The organism is Noviherbaspirillum phoenicis (assembly GCF_047237965.1).
Classification (GTDB): domain Bacteria; phylum Pseudomonadota; class Gammaproteobacteria; order Burkholderiales; family Burkholderiaceae_D; genus Noviherbaspirillum_A.
The window spans coordinates 1120161-1136631 of record NZ_JBDFLX010000001.1 but is presented as its reverse complement, the minus strand read 5'-3'; the positions used below and the strand labels follow the sequence as shown (position 1 = coordinate 1136631).

At 63.9% G+C, this 16471-nt stretch carries 21 protein-coding genes; 4 read left to right on the top strand and 17 right to left on the bottom strand.

The genetic code is table 11. The features are described from left to right. Together ABC383_RS05205 and ABC383_RS05200 are read left to right on the top strand one after the other, a co-directional pair. Positions 1-984, top strand: a complete 984-nt coding sequence (locus ABC383_RS05205) for a 2-hydroxyacid dehydrogenase (protein WP_413012308.1) — start codon at positions 1-3, stop codon at positions 982-984. A gap of 2 nt (positions 985-986) precedes the next feature. Then, positions 987-1265 carry a polyhydroxyalkanoic acid system family protein gene (locus ABC383_RS05200; protein ID WP_413012307.1) on the top strand — a complete coding sequence of 93 codons (279 nt, stop codon included), beginning with the start codon at positions 987-989 and terminating at the stop codon, positions 1263-1265. A gap of 59 nt (positions 1266-1324) precedes the next feature. Here the strand turns inward: ABC383_RS05200 and ABC383_RS05195 are convergent, their stop codons facing one another. From ABC383_RS05195 to ABC383_RS05185, 3 genes are all read right to left on the bottom strand, one after another. Further along, complete coding sequence (locus ABC383_RS05195; protein WP_413012306.1) at positions 1325-1507, bottom strand: hypothetical protein; 183 nt, start codon at positions 1505-1507, stop codon at positions 1325-1327. Further along, positions 1507-1863 carry an FKBP-type peptidyl-prolyl cis-trans isomerase gene (locus ABC383_RS05190; RefSeq protein ID WP_413012305.1) on the bottom strand — a complete coding sequence of 119 codons (357 nt, stop codon included), beginning with the start codon at positions 1861-1863 and terminating at the stop codon, positions 1507-1509. Before ABC383_RS05190 ends, ABC383_RS05195 begins: the two co-directional genes overlap by 1 nt. A 124-nt stretch (positions 1864-1987) precedes the next feature. Then, positions 1988-2899 carry an alpha/beta hydrolase gene (locus ABC383_RS05185; protein ID WP_413012304.1) on the bottom strand — a complete coding sequence of 304 codons (912 nt, stop codon included), beginning with the start codon at positions 2897-2899 and terminating at the stop codon, positions 1988-1990. 143 nt (positions 2900-3042) lie between these two features. On the opposite strand from ABC383_RS05185, the gene ABC383_RS05180 reads away from it, so the two are divergent. Both ABC383_RS05180 and ABC383_RS05175 read left to right on the top strand, forming a co-directional pair. Further along, the gene (locus tag ABC383_RS05180; protein WP_413012303.1) at positions 3043-3873 is read left to right on the top strand and encodes an EI24 domain-containing protein; all 831 of its coding nucleotides are present in this window, start codon (positions 3043-3045) and stop codon (positions 3871-3873) included. A gap of 54 nt (positions 3874-3927) precedes the next feature. Next, positions 3928-4728, top strand: coding sequence for a competence/damage-inducible protein A (locus ABC383_RS05175; protein ID WP_413012302.1), 801 nt, complete (start codon positions 3928-3930; stop codon positions 4726-4728). On the opposite strand, the gene ureG is transcribed toward ABC383_RS05175, so the two are convergent. The 14 genes from ureG to urtB form a co-directional block, all read right to left on the bottom strand. Next, positions 4729-5358, bottom strand: a complete 630-nt coding sequence (gene ureG / locus ABC383_RS05170) for an urease accessory protein UreG (protein ID WP_413012301.1) — start codon at positions 5356-5358, stop codon at positions 4729-4731. A gap of 59 nt (positions 5359-5417) precedes the next feature. After that, positions 5418-6098: an urease accessory protein UreF gene (locus tag ABC383_RS05165; RefSeq protein WP_413012300.1), complete on the bottom strand. Its 681-nt coding sequence runs from the start codon at positions 6096-6098 to the stop codon at positions 5418-5420. 4 nt (positions 6099-6102) lie between these two features. Next, complete coding sequence (gene ureE / locus ABC383_RS05160; protein ID WP_413012299.1) at positions 6103-6618, bottom strand: urease accessory protein UreE; 516 nt, start codon at positions 6616-6618, stop codon at positions 6103-6105. After that, entirely contained in the window at positions 6612-6911 is a 300-nt protein-coding gene (locus ABC383_RS05155; protein WP_413012298.1) for a hypothetical protein, read from the bottom strand. The genes ureE and ABC383_RS05155 overlap by 7 nt, the downstream gene beginning before the upstream one ends. Before the next feature lie 168 nt (positions 6912-7079). Continuing rightward, the gene (locus tag ABC383_RS05150) at positions 7080-8228 is read right to left on the bottom strand and encodes an IS481 family transposase (protein WP_413012297.1); all 1149 of its coding nucleotides are present in this window, start codon (positions 8226-8228) and stop codon (positions 7080-7082) included. A gap of 468 nt (positions 8229-8696) precedes the next feature. Beyond that, positions 8697-8876, bottom strand: a complete 180-nt coding sequence (locus ABC383_RS05145; RefSeq protein ID WP_413012296.1) for a hypothetical protein — start codon at positions 8874-8876, stop codon at positions 8697-8699. Positions 8877-8967: 91 nt separating this feature from the next. Beyond that, positions 8968-10668 (bottom strand): urease subunit alpha, encoded by a 1701-nt coding sequence (gene ureC, locus ABC383_RS05140; RefSeq protein ID WP_413012295.1) that lies wholly within the window; start codon positions 10666-10668, stop codon positions 8968-8970. Beyond that, entirely contained in the window at positions 10665-10973 is a 309-nt protein-coding gene (locus ABC383_RS05135; protein ID WP_194711291.1) for an urease subunit beta, read from the bottom strand. The genes ureC and ABC383_RS05135 overlap by 4 nt, the downstream gene beginning before the upstream one ends. 8 nt (positions 10974-10981) lie before the next feature. Next, on the bottom strand, positions 10982-11284 hold the full coding sequence (locus ABC383_RS05130) for an urease subunit gamma (protein ID WP_194711290.1): 303 nt from the start codon (positions 11282-11284) through the stop codon (positions 10982-10984). A gap of 34 nt (positions 11285-11318) precedes the next feature. Next, the gene (locus tag ABC383_RS05125) at positions 11319-12176 is read right to left on the bottom strand and encodes an urease accessory protein UreD (RefSeq protein WP_413012294.1); all 858 of its coding nucleotides are present in this window, start codon (positions 12174-12176) and stop codon (positions 11319-11321) included. 8 nt (positions 12177-12184) lie between these two features. Further along, the gene (urtE, locus tag ABC383_RS05120; protein WP_413016241.1) at positions 12185-12883 is read right to left on the bottom strand and encodes an urea ABC transporter ATP-binding subunit UrtE; all 699 of its coding nucleotides are present in this window, start codon (positions 12881-12883) and stop codon (positions 12185-12187) included. Between the two features lie 8 nt (positions 12884-12891). Further along, positions 12892-13734 (bottom strand): urea ABC transporter ATP-binding protein UrtD, encoded by an 843-nt coding sequence (gene urtD, locus ABC383_RS05115; protein WP_413012293.1) that lies wholly within the window; start codon positions 13732-13734, stop codon positions 12892-12894. Beyond that, complete coding sequence (gene urtC, locus ABC383_RS05110; RefSeq protein WP_413012292.1) at positions 13731-14816, bottom strand: urea ABC transporter permease subunit UrtC; 1086 nt, start codon at positions 14814-14816, stop codon at positions 13731-13733. Before urtC ends, urtD begins: the two co-directional genes overlap by 4 nt. Continuing rightward, the gene (urtB, locus tag ABC383_RS05105) at positions 14813-16417 is read right to left on the bottom strand and encodes an urea ABC transporter permease subunit UrtB (RefSeq protein ID WP_413012291.1); all 1605 of its coding nucleotides are present in this window, start codon (positions 16415-16417) and stop codon (positions 14813-14815) included. The genes urtC and urtB overlap by 4 nt, the downstream gene beginning before the upstream one ends. Positions 16418-16471: the final 54 nt, after the last annotated feature.

The window sequence follows — 16471 nt, the reverse complement described above, 5'->3', positions numbered from 1 at the left end:
ATGAAACCCAGCATACTCGTCGCACGCGCAGTCTTCCCCGAGGTGATCGAACGGCTGCGCCAGCATTTCGATGTGGAAGACAACCAGGAAGACAAGGTCTACACCGCCGACGAACTGGCGTCCCGGCTGCAGGGCAAGGACGGCATGTTCTCCACGCTGAGCGAAAGGGTCGACCAGGCGCTGCTGGCATCCTGCCCGCAGTTGAAGGCGGTCTGCAACATGGCGGTCGGCTATAACAATATCGACGTCGACGCCGCCAGCCGCGCCGGCGTGGTCGTGACCAACACGCCCGACGTGCTCAATGAAACCACGGCCGATTTCGGCTGGGCGCTGCTGATGGCCGCGGCCCGCCGCATCACCGAAGCCGAGCAGTGGCTGCGTGACGGGAAATGGCAGAAATGGCGCTACGACAGCTTTGTCGGCGCCGATCTGCATGGCGCCACGCTGGGCATCATCGGCATGGGCCGGATCGGGCAGGCGATTGCACGCCGCTCGACCGGCTTTGGCATGCAGGTGATCTACCACAACCGCTCGCGCCTGGCGCCGGAACTGGAGGCGCAGGCCAACCATGCGCGTTATGTCGGCCGCGAGGAATTGCTGCGCGAGGCCGACCACGTGGTGCTGGTGCTGCCCTACAGCCCGGCGCTGCATCACACCATAGGCGAAGCGGAAATCGCGCTGATGAAGCCGACGGCCGTGCTGGTCAATATTGCGCGGGGCGGCATCGTCGACGATGCCGCGCTGATCCGCGCGCTGCGCGAGCGCCGCATTGCCGCGGCCGGCCTGGATGTGTACGAGAACGAGCCGGCACTCAACCCGGATTTTTTGACACTGACCAACGTGGTGCTCACGCCGCACATCGCCAGCGCGTCGGTCGCGACACGGCTGGCCATGGCCAACTGCGCTGCTGACAACCTGATCGCGGCGCTCACGGGCGCCGTGCCACCCAATCTCTTGAATCCCGAAGCCACGAAAGGAAAATGACCATGGCGGATATCAGCATCGTCCAGGCCCACAACATGCAACCCGAACAAGCCCGCGCGGCGGCGCAGGAAGTGGCCGACAAGGTGGCGGCCGACTTTGGCATGGAATGCCGTTGGGAAGGGCCGGTGCTGCGTTTCGAACGCAGCGGCGTCGACGGCACGCTGGTGGTGAACGAAAAGGACGCCCGGCTCGACATTACGCTGGGTCTGATGATGAAGGCCTTCGCGCCCATGGTGCAGGAAAAGCTGGCGCGCAAGATGCAGAAGGTTTTCGGCGCCTGAAATGACACGGCGCCGGCTGCGCATGGGCAGCCGGCGCCGTGATGAGGCGGGTCGGCGATTTAGAAGGCGGCGCCTGCCACCGCACCGACCGCGCTCACTGCCGCGCTGCCTACACCGATGCCGACGTTGACCGCGGTGCCGGCAACCGAGACCGCGGCAGCGCCGACCGATGCCGTGGTCGATATCACGCTGCAAGCGGAAAGCAGCAGCGCACAAGCCACGAGAGCGACAAGGCGGGACATCAGACGCCCAGCAGCTCGACTTCGAAGATCAGGGTTGCGTTCGGCGGAATCACGCCGCCGGCGCCACGCGCGCCGTAACCAAGCGACGCCGGGATGATCAGCTTGCGTACGCCGCCAACCTTCATGCCCTGCACGCCCTGGTCCCAGCCCTTGATCACGTTGCCGGCGCCCAGCGGAAACTGGAAGGGATCGTTGCGATCCTTGCTGGAGTCGAATTTCTTGCCGGCGCTGCCGTCTGCATTCTGCAGCCAGCCGGTGTAGTGGACGGTGACGTACTGGCCCGCGGTGGCTTCTTCGCCGGTGCCGGCCTGGATATCTTCATATTGCAGCCCGGAAGCTGTCATGACTGTGGACATGGATGTACCTTTGCTGTCAGGGATAAAAGGGGGTGCGGGATTGTAGCAGGGCCGGGAAGCGGGCGGGGCTGTAACACTGCGCAAGCACGGCGACGCGTCAAGGGCTGCCTGCCTGCGCATCCCCCTATGCAGGAGCCGGGTCCAGGCCAAACAATTCCCTGAAGGCGCGCCGGTAGGCAGACTCGCCGATGCGCATGCTGTTGTTGTGGGTGCCGCCTTCCACCAGCAGCAGCTTCTTGCGCTGCGGCGCCGCTGCATACAGCTTCTCGCTGAAGTGGGACGGCACATAGCGGTCGCTGGTGCCATGGACGATCAGCACCGGCATGCCGACCTGCGCAATCTTGTCGACCGCATCGAATTTCTGCGACAGCAGGAGCTGCAGCGGCAGCCAGGGATAGCTGAGCGACTTCGCGATGTCGGCCAGCGTGGTGAATGTGGATTCCACGATCAGGCCGCGCGCCTGTTGCTGCTGGCCTGGCTGCGATGCAAGATCGATCGCGATCGCGCCGCCGAGCGAATGACCATAGATCAGCCGCTTCTTCGGATCCGGCTGCAATGTCTTCAGATGCTGCCATGCGAGCCGGGCGTCTTCATACACCGTTTCTTCCGACGGCAATTCGCCGCTGCTCTTGCCGAAGCCGCGGTAATCGATGGCGAGCACGGAAAAGCCGAAATCATGCAGTTGTTCGATGCGAAACAGCTGGCCGGTCAGGTTCCAGCGCGCGCCGTGCAGGTACAGCACCGCCGGCGCATCCGGACTGGCCGCCGGCCACCACCAGGCATTGATATGCTCGCCGGCATCGCCGCTGCGCCCGGCGGCCACCGGCAGGTCGGTTTCCACCACGCCGTCCGGCATGCCGCCATACCAGCTGGCGGTGCCCGGTACAACCCGAAACAGCAGCTCGCGCTCCTTCTGCACCAGCTGGCCGCAACCGGCAAAGCCAAGCGGCACGCTAAGGGCCAGCACGGCGAAGAGCCGCGTGCGACGGCGGAAGAGATTGACGAGAAATTCCAGAAGGCGGTGTGAAGAAGGCATGCAAACTGGCCAGGCGGAAGATGAGCGGGACGGCAATGGGGGAATGGGAATCAGACAGCGCCGGTCCGGAATCGTTCCGCGGAACATCGTTGCCATGACGGTTAGAATGTGGGTCCGATTTCGTTGAACTGTGAGCCGCGCCCATGCATCTCGTCGTCAAGACCTTTGGTCGTGCGGTGCTGTCGCAGCTGCATCTGCGCATGCTGCTGCTGACCGTGCTGCCCTTCGTGCTTTCCCTGCTGCTGTGGGGGCTGGCGCTCTGGCTGGGCCTGCAGCCGATGATGGACTGGCTCGGTGCCTACTTCGCCGACAGCAGCTGGTACCAGGCGATCCGCTCGGCCCTGGATTGGATGGGCCTGAGCTCGCTCAGAAGCTTTCTGGTGCCGTTGATGGCGATGTGGCTGCTGTTGCCGCTGATGATATTGACCGCGCTCCTGTTTGTCGGCGGCGTAGCGATGCCCGCCATTGCCAGACATGTATCGACGCGCTGGTATCCGGGGCTGGACCGGCGCCATGGCGGCTCCGTGATCGGCAGCCTGGCGGTCTCGCTGGGCAGTTTCGTCGTGTTTGCCTGCCTGTGGCTGTTGACGCTGCCGCTCAACGCGGTGCCGCCGCTGGCCCTGCTGGTGCAGCCGCTGCTGTGGGGATGGCTGACCTACCGGGTGATGGCCTACGATGCGCTGGCCGACCATGCCAGCGGCGAGGAGCGGCGTATCCTGATGCGCCAGCACCGCTGGCCGCTGCTGGCAATCGGCATTGCCGTCGGCGCCATGGGCGCCGCGCCCACCATGCTCTGGCTGGGCGGCGCGCTGTTCCTGGTGCTGTTGCCGCTGATGGCCGGCGTCGCCATCTGGGTCTATGTGCTGGTGTTCGTGTTCTCCGGGCTCTGGTTCCAGCATTACCTGCTGGCGGCGCTGGAACAGCTGCGCCGCGACACCATGCAGCCAGACACGACGCTGCCAGCTGCGACATAATGCAGTGATTGCATTTTCCTCAACCTTCCACCTAACACGACACACGGACAACACATGGCTATCGGTCTGATCATCATCGGCGATGAAATCCTCTCGGGCAAACGCGTCGACAAGCATTTTTCCAAGGCGGTCGAACTGCTGTCGGCACGCGGCATGCAGCTGGGCTGGGCCGAATACCTCGGCGACGATCCGGCGCGCATCACCGCCACCTTGAGGCGCACCCTGGCCAGCGACGACATCGTGTTTTCCTTCGGCGGCATCGGCGCCACGCCCGACGACCATACCCGCCAGTGCGCCGCCGCCGCGCTCGGCGTGCCCGTCGTGCTGCATCCGGAAGCCAAGGCATTGATCGAGCAGCGCATCGTCGAGATGGCCGCCGCCTCCGGGCAGGATCCGCGCCTGGAGGCGCCGGAAAACCTGCACCGGCTGAAGATGGGCGAGTTTCCGCAGGGCGCCAGCATTATCCCCAATCCCTACAACAAGATCCCCGGGTTTTCACTGAAGAATGCCGGCGCCGGCGGCCATCATTTCGTGCCGGGCTTTCCGGTGATGGCGCATCCGATGATGGAATGGGTGCTCGACACCGTCTACCCGCACCTGTTCCACCAGGTGGCCTGGCAGGAAAAGTCGGTGTATGTCTATGACTCGATGGAATCGACGCTGACGCCGCTGATGGAAGCGGTGGAAACCGCGTATCCGCTGGTCAAGGTATTCAGCCTTCCCAGCGTCGGCGACGCCCAGACCCGGCGCCACATCGAACTCGGCGTCAAGGGCGACCCGACCCAAGTCGGCAAGGCCTATGAGCAGCTGCTGGCCGGCCTGGATCGTTTCCAGGCCGAGTACAAGCCGGTCTGATCAGCCTGGCCGGGCGGCGTCCAGCAGCCCCTGCCTGCGGATGAAGGCAACCACTTCCTCGACGCCGTCGCCGCTGCGCAGATTGGTGAACAGGAAGGGGCGCTCGCCACGCATGCGTTTTGCATCCTGCGCCATGATGTCGAGATTGGCGCCGACATGCGGCGCGAGATCGGTCTTGTTGATGATCAGCAGATCGGACCGGGTAATGCCAGGGCCGCCCTTGCGTGGAATCTTTTCGCCGCCGGCGACATCGATCACGTAGATGGTCAGGTCCGACAGTTCCGGGCTGAAGGTGGCCGCCAGGTTGTCGCCGCCGGACTCGACCAGGATCAGGTCGAGGTCGGGGAAGTCGGCGCTCATGCGGGCGATGGCTTCGAGGTTGATCGATGCGTCCTCGCGGATCGCGGTATGCGGACAGCCGCCGGTCTCCACGCCCATCAGGCGTTCGGCGGGCAGCGCTTCGGCCCGCATCAGGATCTCCATGTCTTCCTTGGTATAGATGTCATTGGTGATCACGGCCATGTCGTAGTGGTCGCGCATGCGCTTGCACAGCATTTCGCACAGCGCCGTCTTGCCGGAACCGACCGGGCCGCCGATGCCGACGCGCAGGGGATTGGAAGGGTTAGTCATTGATTGCTCCTGTTGATTCTGATTCTGATTCGGTTTCGATTGCTTGGGAGTGGGCGGATTCAGGACCGGTACAGACGGCTGTACTGCACCTCGTGCCGCATCGACAGCAGCGACAGTCCCGGCGCCCAGTTGGAAAGTTCTTCATCGCGCAGCGACTGCGCGGTGACGGCGGCGGCCTCGATCTCGGGCCGCAGTGACAGCAGCAGGCGCTGGCCGGCGACCTGGCCCAGCGGCACCGACTTCACGCACACCAGCACCTGGTTTTCGGCCCATGAGAACAGCATGCCCAGCAGCGCCGCGTCATGCGGCACCGCCAGCGCGACGGCTGCGCAGGCCATGGCGGTGGGCAGCGGCACTTCCGGCTGGGCTTGCAGCAGGGCCAGCAGTTCCGGCCGCGGCAGCTTCAGCTCGGCCAGCAGCTTGCCCAGCGAATAGCCCATCTGCACCGTCTCGGCGCGGAACTCGGCGGTATCGCGGGCGGCCAGGAAGCGTTCGGTCCATGCCGTGACCGCGTCCGCGTCCGAGGCGTCGAATGCCTGCATCAGCCGCCACAGCACCGGACCCTCGAAGCGCGCAATCACCTGGTGCAGGGCATGCACGATCCATTCCCTGGCGCTCGCCTCGTTCTTGACCTGGCCGCTTTCCAGCGCCGCTTCCAGTCCTTGGGAATAGCTGTAGGCGCCGATCGGCAGTGAGGGGCTGGCCAGTTGCAGAAGATGCAGCAATGCGCTGGCATTCATTGCATCAGGCCTTGTCGGTCGGGCGATGGATGCGCTGGCGCAGCGGGATCGGCGCCAGCGGATGATGGCCGCCGTCGTCGCCATGATGGTGGCCATGACCGCCGCCGTAGGCGCCGGACTCCGGTTCGAACGGCGCGTCTTCCGCGGTGACCGTGGCGCCCAGGCCTTCCAGCATTTCCTTCAGCACGCTGTCCTGGCGGATGCGCAGGAAGCCATCGCCCACCTGGGCCTGGGTATGACGATTACCGAGGTGGAACGCACAGCGCAGCAGGTCGCGTGGGGTTGAGCAGGCGACGCGATAGGTGGCTTCGGCCGCAGCGGCAATGCGCACCACGCGGCCATCATCGCCGCGCAGCAGATCGCCATCGCGCAGCACGGTGCCGCGCACGGTGAAGACGGCGACTTCCTCGCCGGAGGCGAGGGTGGCGCGCAGGCGGCTTTTCTCGCGCAGTTCATAGGGGAGGATGAGTTCGCCGGTGATCTCGTCGGCCTCATTGATGCGGGTGTGTAGGGTCAGCATGGGATGTTATTCAGGGTTTGGTGTGGAAGGTGCTGTTTGTCCGGATGATGGGGAATCTGGTGGATGCGCTTGTCGGAAAAATCGTGGTCGTCGAACATGTCTGATGTAATCGTGTTGCCGTTGCCGTTGCCGTTGCCGTTGCCGTTGCCGTTGCCGTTGCCGTTGCCGTTGCCGTTGCCGTTGCCGTTGCCGTTGCAGTTGCCGTTGCTTTTGAAGTGGCAGTGAAATCCCGTTGAGCGCGCCGTGTCAGCGGTACCCGGAGCGGGAAAAGGTGCGGCGTCTGTCTGAGCCAAGCGCAGCTTGGCGAGTTTAGCCGCGCCCCGCTCCGGGTACCGCTGACACGGGAACCCCCGCGCAGCGGGGGCGCGATCACCGGGTCGCCTTTTTTTGGTTACTTTTTTTGGCGAAGTGTATAGACCGGGGACATAGGTTACACATGTGCCGGGACATGGGTAACAGATTTAATCGTGCTTTTCGGCATTGCGCAAGTCGATTTGGCCAAATCGCTGATGCGCAAAGTACAGGTCATAAATGCCGTCCTGGCCTGACAGGGCGCGGGCCGCAATACGATGCCTGTGCAAGGCGCTGGAGACGCGAAAGCTGCGCTTGTGGAACTTCACATGCCCGTTCCACCCGACGGTCTCCACCAGGTCTTCCTGCGGATAAACAATCTCTGGCAATCGCTCGGGATAGGCCAGACGGCTTTGCCGGAACCGGGTTACCGGCGTGGCCATGCCGATGGCTTCATGCGGCCGCTCGTTGTTGTAGATCATTCGCCAGCGGTCGAATGCGTTCTGGACCTCCTCAAGGTCAACGAAGTGACGCCCGTGCAGCACATCTGCCTTGAGCGTGCGATGGAAACGTTCGTCCTTGCCATTGGTCTGTGGATGAGCCGGACGACTGTGACTGATGCGAATGCCCAGCTGAATCAACCAGATGGTGAGCTTGGTGATGCCATGCTCGTGCTGCGACGGACTGCCCCATGGAGAACCGTTGTCAGCGTTGATCCGTACTGGCATGCCGTGATGGCGAAAGGCAGTTTCCAGAGCTGCCTGCACAGTGGCAGTGTCCGGGTTCAGGCAAGCCTGCAGGACGATGTTGTAGCGTGAATGATCATCCAGCACGGTCAGTGGATGACACGTGGCCTGGCCGGTCTGGAAATGGCCCTTGAAGTCGATCTGCCAGAGATCATTGGGCTGGGCATGCTCGAAGCGCTGCCAGGCGGTGCTGTTTGCGCTTGCCTTTTCTGAGATCAAGCCATGTCGATGCAGAATCCGGGTAATGGTGCTGGGGGTTGGCACCTGGATGTGACCCTGATTGAGCAGGCTGCGATGAATCTTGCGGCCGCCCCAGGTGGGGTGTTTCAGACGCACCTTCACTACCAGCTCTTCGTTTGCCTGGCTGGTACGCAGTGGCGTATTGCAGGGTCTGCGCGAGCAGTCCTGCAGGCCAGCAGGGCCCTGCGTCATGCTGCGTTCACGCCATTTGTATCCTGTCTTGCGACTGATTCCAAAACGCGTGCATAGGGCACTGAAGTTCACGCCATCCTGCTGCGCTAGCGCCGTAAATTCTTGTCGAAGGGTCATCATGTCAACGTCTTTCCAGGGCATGGTTAGAGAATCCTTTGGCTTGATATGGAATACGCCAAAGTGTTACCCATGTCCCGGCACAGTTGTTACCCATGTCCCCGGTCTATACAGCGAAGCAAAAAAAGTAACCCGGCCGCCGGGACGGACTCCCGGCTTGTCTCCACGGCAGTGCAATCGAATTGCGTCACCCGGCAACGCCCGGGCAGCACTGTCGGTGTTGTTGTTGACGTTCGTATTGAAACTTCAAACTTCAACTTCAAAAGCAACTGCTGCTTCGCAGTGACGTCTTTACGGCGGGTGAAGCAACCCGAATGCACTGTCGTCATGACCAGGCCGGGTGTTCGCCCCAGCAGGCGACCTACTTCTTTTGCTTCGCCAAAAGAAGTAGGCAAGAAAAGGCGACCCGGTGATCGCGCCCCGCTGCGCGGGGTCCCCGTGCCGTCGATGCATGGAGCGGGGCGCGGCTAAACTCGCCAAGCAAAGCTTGGCTCAGACAGACGCCGCACCTTTTCCCGCTCCACGCACCGACGTCACGGCGCGCTCAACGGGATTTAAAAGCAACTGCAACTGCAACTGCAACTGCAACTGCAACTGCAACTGCAACTGCAACTGCAACTGCAACTGCAACTGCAACTGCAACTGCAACTGCAACTGCAACTGCAACTGCAACGGTAATCTTAGGTACCCTACGGATTGCTACCAATAAGGGCAAGAGAAAAAAGCAATGTCCCTTTAAATCCAGAGCCCTGCAATCCCTCGCCTAGAACAGGAAATACCGTTGCGCCATCGGCAACACCTTCGCCGGCTCGCAAACCAGCAACTCCCCATCCGCCCTGACTTCATACGTCTCTGCATCCACCTCCATCCGCGGGGTCGCGCCGTTGTGAATCATGTCCCGCTTGCGCAGCCCCCGCATGTTCTTCACCGCCACCACCGTCTTCTGCAAGCCCAGCGTCTGCCCGATGCCGGCATCGAAAGCCGCCTGCGAGACAAAGGTCAGCGACGTCTTCAGCGCCCGGCCATAGGCGCCGAACATAGGGCGATAGTGAACGGGCTGCGGGGTGGGGATCGAGGCGTTCGGGTCGCCCATCTGGGCCGCGGCGATCATGCCGCTCTTCAGGATCATCGACGGCTTGACGCCAAAGAAGGCTGGCTTCCACAACACAAGGTCGGCAACCTTGCCCACCTCGATCGAACCCACCACATGCGAGATGCCATGCGTGATGGCCGGGTTGATGGTGTACTTGGCGATGTAACGCTTGCAGCGGAAGTTGTCATGCCGGCTGCTGTCTTCCGGCAACGCGCCGCGCTGCGCCTTCATCTTGTCGGCCGTCTGCCAGGTCCGCATGATGACTTCGCCAACCCGGCCCATGGCCTGCGAGTCGGATGACATCATTGAGATCGCGCCGATGTCATGCAGGATGTCCTCGGCGGCGATGGTCTCGCGCCGGATCCGCGATTCGGCAAAGGCGATGTCCTCGGCAATGGCCGAATCCAGATGATGGCAGACCATCAGCATGTCCAGATGCTCGTCCAGGGTGTTGACCGTATAGGGGCGCGTCGGGTTGGTGGACGAGGGCAGCACGTTGGACTCTCCGATCGCGGCGATGATGTCCGGCGCGTGGCCGCCGCCGGCGCCTTCGGTGTGGAAGGTGTGGATGGTGCGGTCCTTGAACGCGGCCAGCGTGTGTTCCAGGAAGCCGCCTTCATTGAGCGTGTCGGAGTGCAGCGCGACCTGCACGTCCATCTCCTCGGCAACCGACAGGCAGCTGTCGATGGCGGCCGGCGTGCTGCCCCAGTCCTCGTGCAGCTTCAGGCCGATCGCGCCGGCCTGGATCTGTTCCCGCAGCGGGCCCGGCAGGCTGACATTGCCCTTGCCCAAGAGGCCGATATTCATCGGGAAGGCATCGGTGGCCGACAGCATCGAATGGATGTGCCAGGGACCGGGCGTGCAGGTGGTGGCGGCGGTGCCGACCGCCGGGCCGGTGCCGCCGCCCAGCATGGTGGTCACGCCCGACATCAGCGCTTCCTCGATCTGCTGCGGGCAGATGAAGTGAATGTGGCTGTCGATGCCGCCGGCGGTGACGATCATGCCTTCGCCCGCAATGATCTCGGTGGCGCCGCCGATGGCCATGGTCACGCCTGGCTGGATGTCAGGATTGCCGGCCTTGCCGATGGCGGCGATGCGGCCTTCCTTCAGCCCGATGTCAGCCTTGACGATGCCCCAGTGGTCAAGGATGACCGCATTGGTGATCACGGTGTCCATCACGTCAGCATGGCCGCGCTGCGACTGCCCCATGCCGTCGCGGATCACCTTGCCGCCGCCGAACTTGACTTCCTCGCCGTACAGCGCATAGTCCTTCTCGATCTCGATGAAGAGGCCGGTGTCGGCCAGGCGGATGCGGTCGCCGGTGGTGGGGCCGTACATTTCCGCATAGGCCGCGCGCGTGATTCTCGTCATTTCAGTTTTCCCATCACTTTTCCGTTGAAGCCATAGACGATGCGGTCGCCGGCAAGCGCCACCAATTCCACCGTGCGCTCCTGGCCCGGCTCGAAGCGCACCGCGGTGCCGGCCGCAATGTTGAGCCGCATGCCATAGCCCGCCTCGCGGTCGAACACCAGCGCAGGGTTGACTTCATAGAAATGGAAGTGGGAGCCGACCTGCACCGGCCGGTCGCCGCTGTTGGCCACGGTGACAGTGGCAGTGGCACGGCCGGGATTGAGTTCGATTTCGCCGTCTTCGATCAGCATTTCGCCTGGAATCATGGCCTCTCCTAGGGAATCGGGTGGTGCACGGTCACCAGCTTGGTGCCGTCGGGGAAGGTGGCTTCGACCTGTATATCGGGGATCATCTCCGGTATGCCGTCCATCACGTCGTCGCGGCTCAGTATCTTCGTGCCCTCGGACATCAGCTCGGCCACGGTGCGGCCGTCGCGCGCCCCTTCCATGATGGCGGCGGTGATCAGCGCGACGGCTTCCGGATAATTCAGCTTCAGGCCGCGCGCGCGGCGGCGTTCCGCCAGCAGCGCCGCGGTGAAGATCAGCAGCTTGTCTTTTTCCCGTGGGGTCAGTTCCATTGTTTTTCCTTGGATGTTCCTGGATAGGGTAAGGTCATGTTTGCCATATCCTCGGCACGATGGGGTCGCGCTCCAGCAGCGCCGGCCGCAGCACGCCCCAGGCCCTGTGCATCAGCCGGCGCGCTTCCTGGCTGGAGTCGCCGATGTAGCGCGCCACCAGCACCGACTTCATTTGCGTCACGCCAAAGCGGTCGCTTGCTTCTTCGCGCAAGGCCTGCAGGCAGGCTGCGCCAGCGGTGCGGCCGACGGCCAGCAGGGTGGCGCAGACGGTGTTGCCATGCAGCCCGAGCGGCCCGGCAAAGCCATCGTCGCCGCCGACCAGCGCGCCCTGTTCGAACCACACCAGCTTGCCGCCGCGCCGCACCTGCAGGCGCTGCGACACGCGGCCGTGGTCGAACGATTCGCCGGAAGCGGTGCGGCCAAAGCAGAGGATATCGCTGGTGATGAAGCTGGCATCGGCCGCCATCTCGATGGCGGTGTCGAGCGCAACGTCGGCGCCGTTGTAGAAGATGGTTTCCTGCGGCAGCCATTCCAGCGAGCCGCCGGCGCCGACGCTGAGGGTCAGTTCCTGCCGCGATACATGGCCGTTGGCGCGGTACCATTTGGCCGCGCCGGGCGTAGTCACCAGTGCATGCGCGCTGTCGCCCACGGCGCAATCGATTGCGAGCTGGTCGCCGCCAACCACGCCGCCTGGGGGATGCACGACGATCGCATGGCATACGGACGGCTGCTCGGGATACAGCGGCTTCTGCACCCGCAGCGGGCCGACGTGGCTGCGCTCGATCAGGCGGGTGGTGCCGCGGTCATCGGCGAAGCCGAGTGACAGCCTGGCATGCCAGTGCTGGCGGTTCGTGGCGGCATCGGTCGGGGGATGGGGCTCCAGCAATCTCATGGGCCGCACTATACCGCGAGGTGACGCTTCACGTCCTCTCCCTGCATCAGTTCCTGCATGCCGGATGCCACCACCTCGCCGCGCGACAGCACCACGAACTTGTCGGCCAGCGCATGGGCGAAGTCGAAGTACTGCTCGCACAGCAGGATGCCCATGTCGCCGCGCTCGCGCAGCAGGCGGATCACCCGTTCGATGTCCTTGATGATGGAAGGCTGTATGCCTTCGGTCGGCTCGTCGAAGATGATCAGCTTGGGTTCGGCCAGCAGCGCGCGGGCAATCGCCAGCTGCTGCTGCTGGCCGCCGGACAGGTCGCCGCCGCGCCGGCCCAGCATGTCCTTCAGTACCGGGAACAGTTCATACACCTCGCCCTTGATCGTGGCGGCGCGCCGCGCCGGCAGGGTGGCCATGCCCATCAACAGGTTTTCCTCCACCGTCAGGCGGGCGAAGATCTCGCGGCCCTGCGGCACATAGGCAATGCCCAGCCGGGCGCGCTCGTGCGGCTTGAGCCGCGTGATGTCACGGCCGTTGAAGACCACCTTGCCGCTGGCCGCCGGCAGCACGCCCATCAGGCACTTGAGCAGCGTGGTCTTGCCGACGCCGTTGCGGCCCAGGAGCGCCACGCACTGGCCCTTTTCCACCGCCATCGATACGCCGCGCAGCGTATGTGCGGCGCCGTAATACTGGTTCAGCTTGTCAACCTGGAGCAGGCTCATCGTCATCTTCCCAAATACACTTCAATCACCCGCTCGTCCGACTGCACCTGCTGCATCGTGCCCTGGGCCAGCACCGAACCTTCATGCAGCACCGTGACCCGGCCCTGCTGCGCAATCTCGGTGACGAAGGCCATGTCATGCTCGACCACCATGATGGAATGCTTGCCGCGCAATTCATTGAGCAGTTCGGCGGTGCGCTCGGTCTCGGCATCCGACATGCCGGCCACCGGTTCGTCCAGCAGCAATAGCTGCGGCTCCTGCATCAGCAGCATGCCGATTTCCAGCCACTGCTTCTGGCCGTGCGACAACAAACCGGCAGGGCGGTGTTCCTGGCCGGACAGGCGGATCAGCTTCAGGATCTCGTCGATCTTGCCCTTCTGTTCCGAGTTAAGGCGCGAGAACAGGGTCTGCTTGACGCGCTTGTTCATCTTCATTGCCAGCTCCAGGTTCTCGAACACGCTGTGCTGCTCGAACACCGTGGGCCGCTGGAACTTGCGGCCGATGCCGGCATGCGCGATGTCGTACTCGGTCATGCGCGTCAAGTCGATGGTCTGGCCGAACCAGGCACTGCCGGACGTGGGCCGGGTCTTGCCGGTGATGACATCCATCATCGTGGTCTTGCCGGCGCCGTTGGGGCCGATGATGCAGCGCAGTTCGCCCACCGAGATGTCGAGGTTGAGCTTGTTCAGCGCGCGGAAGCCGTCGAACGACACCGTGATGTCTTCCAGGTAGAGGATGGCGCCATGGCTGGTGTCGACGCCTTCGCCCTTGACCTTGCCGTAGGCGGTGGCGGCGTCGCCGGGCTCGGCCTGGTACTGCTGGCCGGGTTTCAGTACTTCGCTCATGCAGCCTCCTTTTGCCGGCGCAGCTTGCCGGCCAGTCCCAATATGCCCTGCGGCATGAACAGCGTCACCAGGATGAACAGCAGGCCCAGCGCATACAGCCACAGGTCGGGGAAGGCGCCGGTGAACCAGCTCTTCAGGCCATTGACCGAGAAGGCGCCGATGATGGGGCCGAGCAGGGTGCCGCGGCCGCCGACGGCTGCCCAGATCACCATCTCGATCGAATTCCCCGGCGACATCTCGGACGGGTTGATGATGCCGACCTGCGGCACGTACAGCGCGCCGGCGATGCCGCACAGCACGGCCGACAGGGTCCAGACGAAAAGCTTGAACCACAGCGGGTTGTAGCCGATGAACATCAGGCGCGATTCCGAGTCGCGCACCGCCTGCAGCACCCGGCCCAGCTTGGAACGCACGATCCAGCGGCACAGGATCAGCGCGCCCAGCAGCATGCTAAGCGTGATCAGGTAGAGCGCCGCCTTGGTCGACGGCGAGGTGATCGCATGGCCCAGGATGCGCTTGAAGTCGGTGAAGCCGTTGTTGCCGCCAAAGCCGGTGTTATTGCGGAAGAACAGCAGCATGAAGGCGAAGGTCATGGCCTGGGTGATGATGGAGAAGTAGACGCCCTTGATGCGCGAGCGGAAGGCGAAGTAGCCGAACACGAAGGCCAGCACGCCCGGCACCGCCACCACCAGCAGCATGCTGTACCAGAAGCTGTCCGTCATCGACCAGAACCAGGGATAGGTTTTCCAGTCCAGGAACACCATGAAGTCGGGCAGGTTGCTCTGGTAGACGCCGTCGCGTCCGATGGCGCGCATCAGGTACATGCCGTGGGCGTAGCCGCCCAGCGCGAAGAACACGCCATGGCCCAGCGACAGGATGCCGGTATAGCCCCACACCAGGTCGAGCGCCAGCGCCGCCATCGCGTAGCACATGAACTTGCCGATCAATGCCACCATGTAGCTCGATACATGCAGCGGATGGCCTGGCTCGAACGCCAGGTTGAACACGGGCAGCAGCGCCAGCAGCAGCGCGCAGGCCAGGATGCCGGCCCATGCCGGCCGGGAAAACAAGGTGGTCTTCATTCGACGCTCCTGCCTTTGAGTGCGAACAGCCCCTGCGGACGTTTCTGGATGAAGATGATGATGAATACCAGGATCGCGATCTTGGCCAGCACAGCGCCCGAGAATGGCTCCAGAAACTTGTTGATCTCGCCCAGGCCGAAGGCGGCGATCACGGTGCCGGCCAGCTGGCCAACGCCGCCCAGCACCACCACCATGAAGGAATCGACGATATAGCTCTGGCCGAGGTCGGGGCCGACATTGCCCAGCTGCGACAGCGCCACGCCGCCCAGGCCGGCGATGCCGGAGCCGAGGCCGAAAGTCATCATGTCGACCCGCCCGGTGGAGACGCCGGTGCAGTCGGCCATGCGGCGGTTTTGCGTGACGGCGCGCACGAACAGGCCGAGCCGGGTCTTGTTCAGGATCAGCCACACGACGGCGACCACGGCCAGCGAGAAGAAGATGATCACGATGCGGTTCCACGACAGCACCAGCGAACCCAGCACGGTGATGCCGCCCGACATCCAGGCCGGGTTGGCCACTTCCACGTTCTGCGCGCCGAACAGGCTGCGCACCGTCTGCATCAGGATCAGGCTGATGCCCCAGGTGGCCAGCAGGGTTTCCAGCGGCCGGCCGTAGAGCCATCTGATCACGGTGCGTTCCAGCACGATGCCCACCAGCGCCGAAGCGAGGAAGGCCACCGGCAGCGCCACCAGCAGGTAGGCGTCCAGCGCGCCGGGCAGGTATTTGCGGAAGAACAGCTGGCAGGCATAGGTGGCATACGCGCCTATCATCAGCAGTTCGCCATGGGCCATGTTGATGATGCCCATCAGGCCGAAGGTAATGGCCAGGCCCAGCGCAGCCAGCAGCAGCACGCTGCCCAGCGAGACGCCGTAGAACAGGTTGCCGACGATCTCGGTGAAGGCCAGCCGCCGTTCCAGCTTCTGCAGGGTGCCCACGGCGGCGATGCGCACGCTTTCATCGGGCTCGGTGTAGCTGCCGTCCGTGCCTTTCTCCAGCATCTGGCGCAATACCGGGCGCAGGCTGGCATTGCTGCTGTCGGACAGCGCGATCACCGCGGCGCGGCGCACCGTCGGGTCGGGCGACTGCAGGTTGGCAGTGGCGGCAGCCATTTCCAGTAGCGGCTTTATTTCCGCATCGGTTTCCTGCGCCAGCGCCTTGACGATCAGGGGCGCCTGGGCGGCGTCCGTGCCCTTTTGCAGCGCGCGGGCCGCGGCCAGGCGCTCGTTGCGGTCTTTCGAGAACAGCCGCAGGCCGGCCATGGCGCCTTCGACGGCGCCGCGCAGCCGGTTGTTCACCGTGATGCCGTCGATGCCGTCCGGCGCCGGCGCGCTGGCGCCGGTTGCCGGATCCCAGGCCTGGTCGCCATCGACCACCAGCACGCGGCCTTCGGGCGTTGCATACAGGGTGTCGTTCTTCAGGGCGGACAGCACCTTGTATGCATCGTCATTGGCCAGCGCGGCAATCTGGCCGACCGCTTCGATCCGGGCATCCGGATCGTCTCCTGCCAGCGGCGCCAGCAGCGCGGCGTCGATCGCGGCATGCGCCAGCGCCGCCTGCAGGCACAGCAGCAGCGCTGCCATCAGTTTGTAAAGTAGGTTCATGTTCTTATCCGGCGCCGCATGCATGGCGATGCATGCGGACAAAAAGAAGCCGGG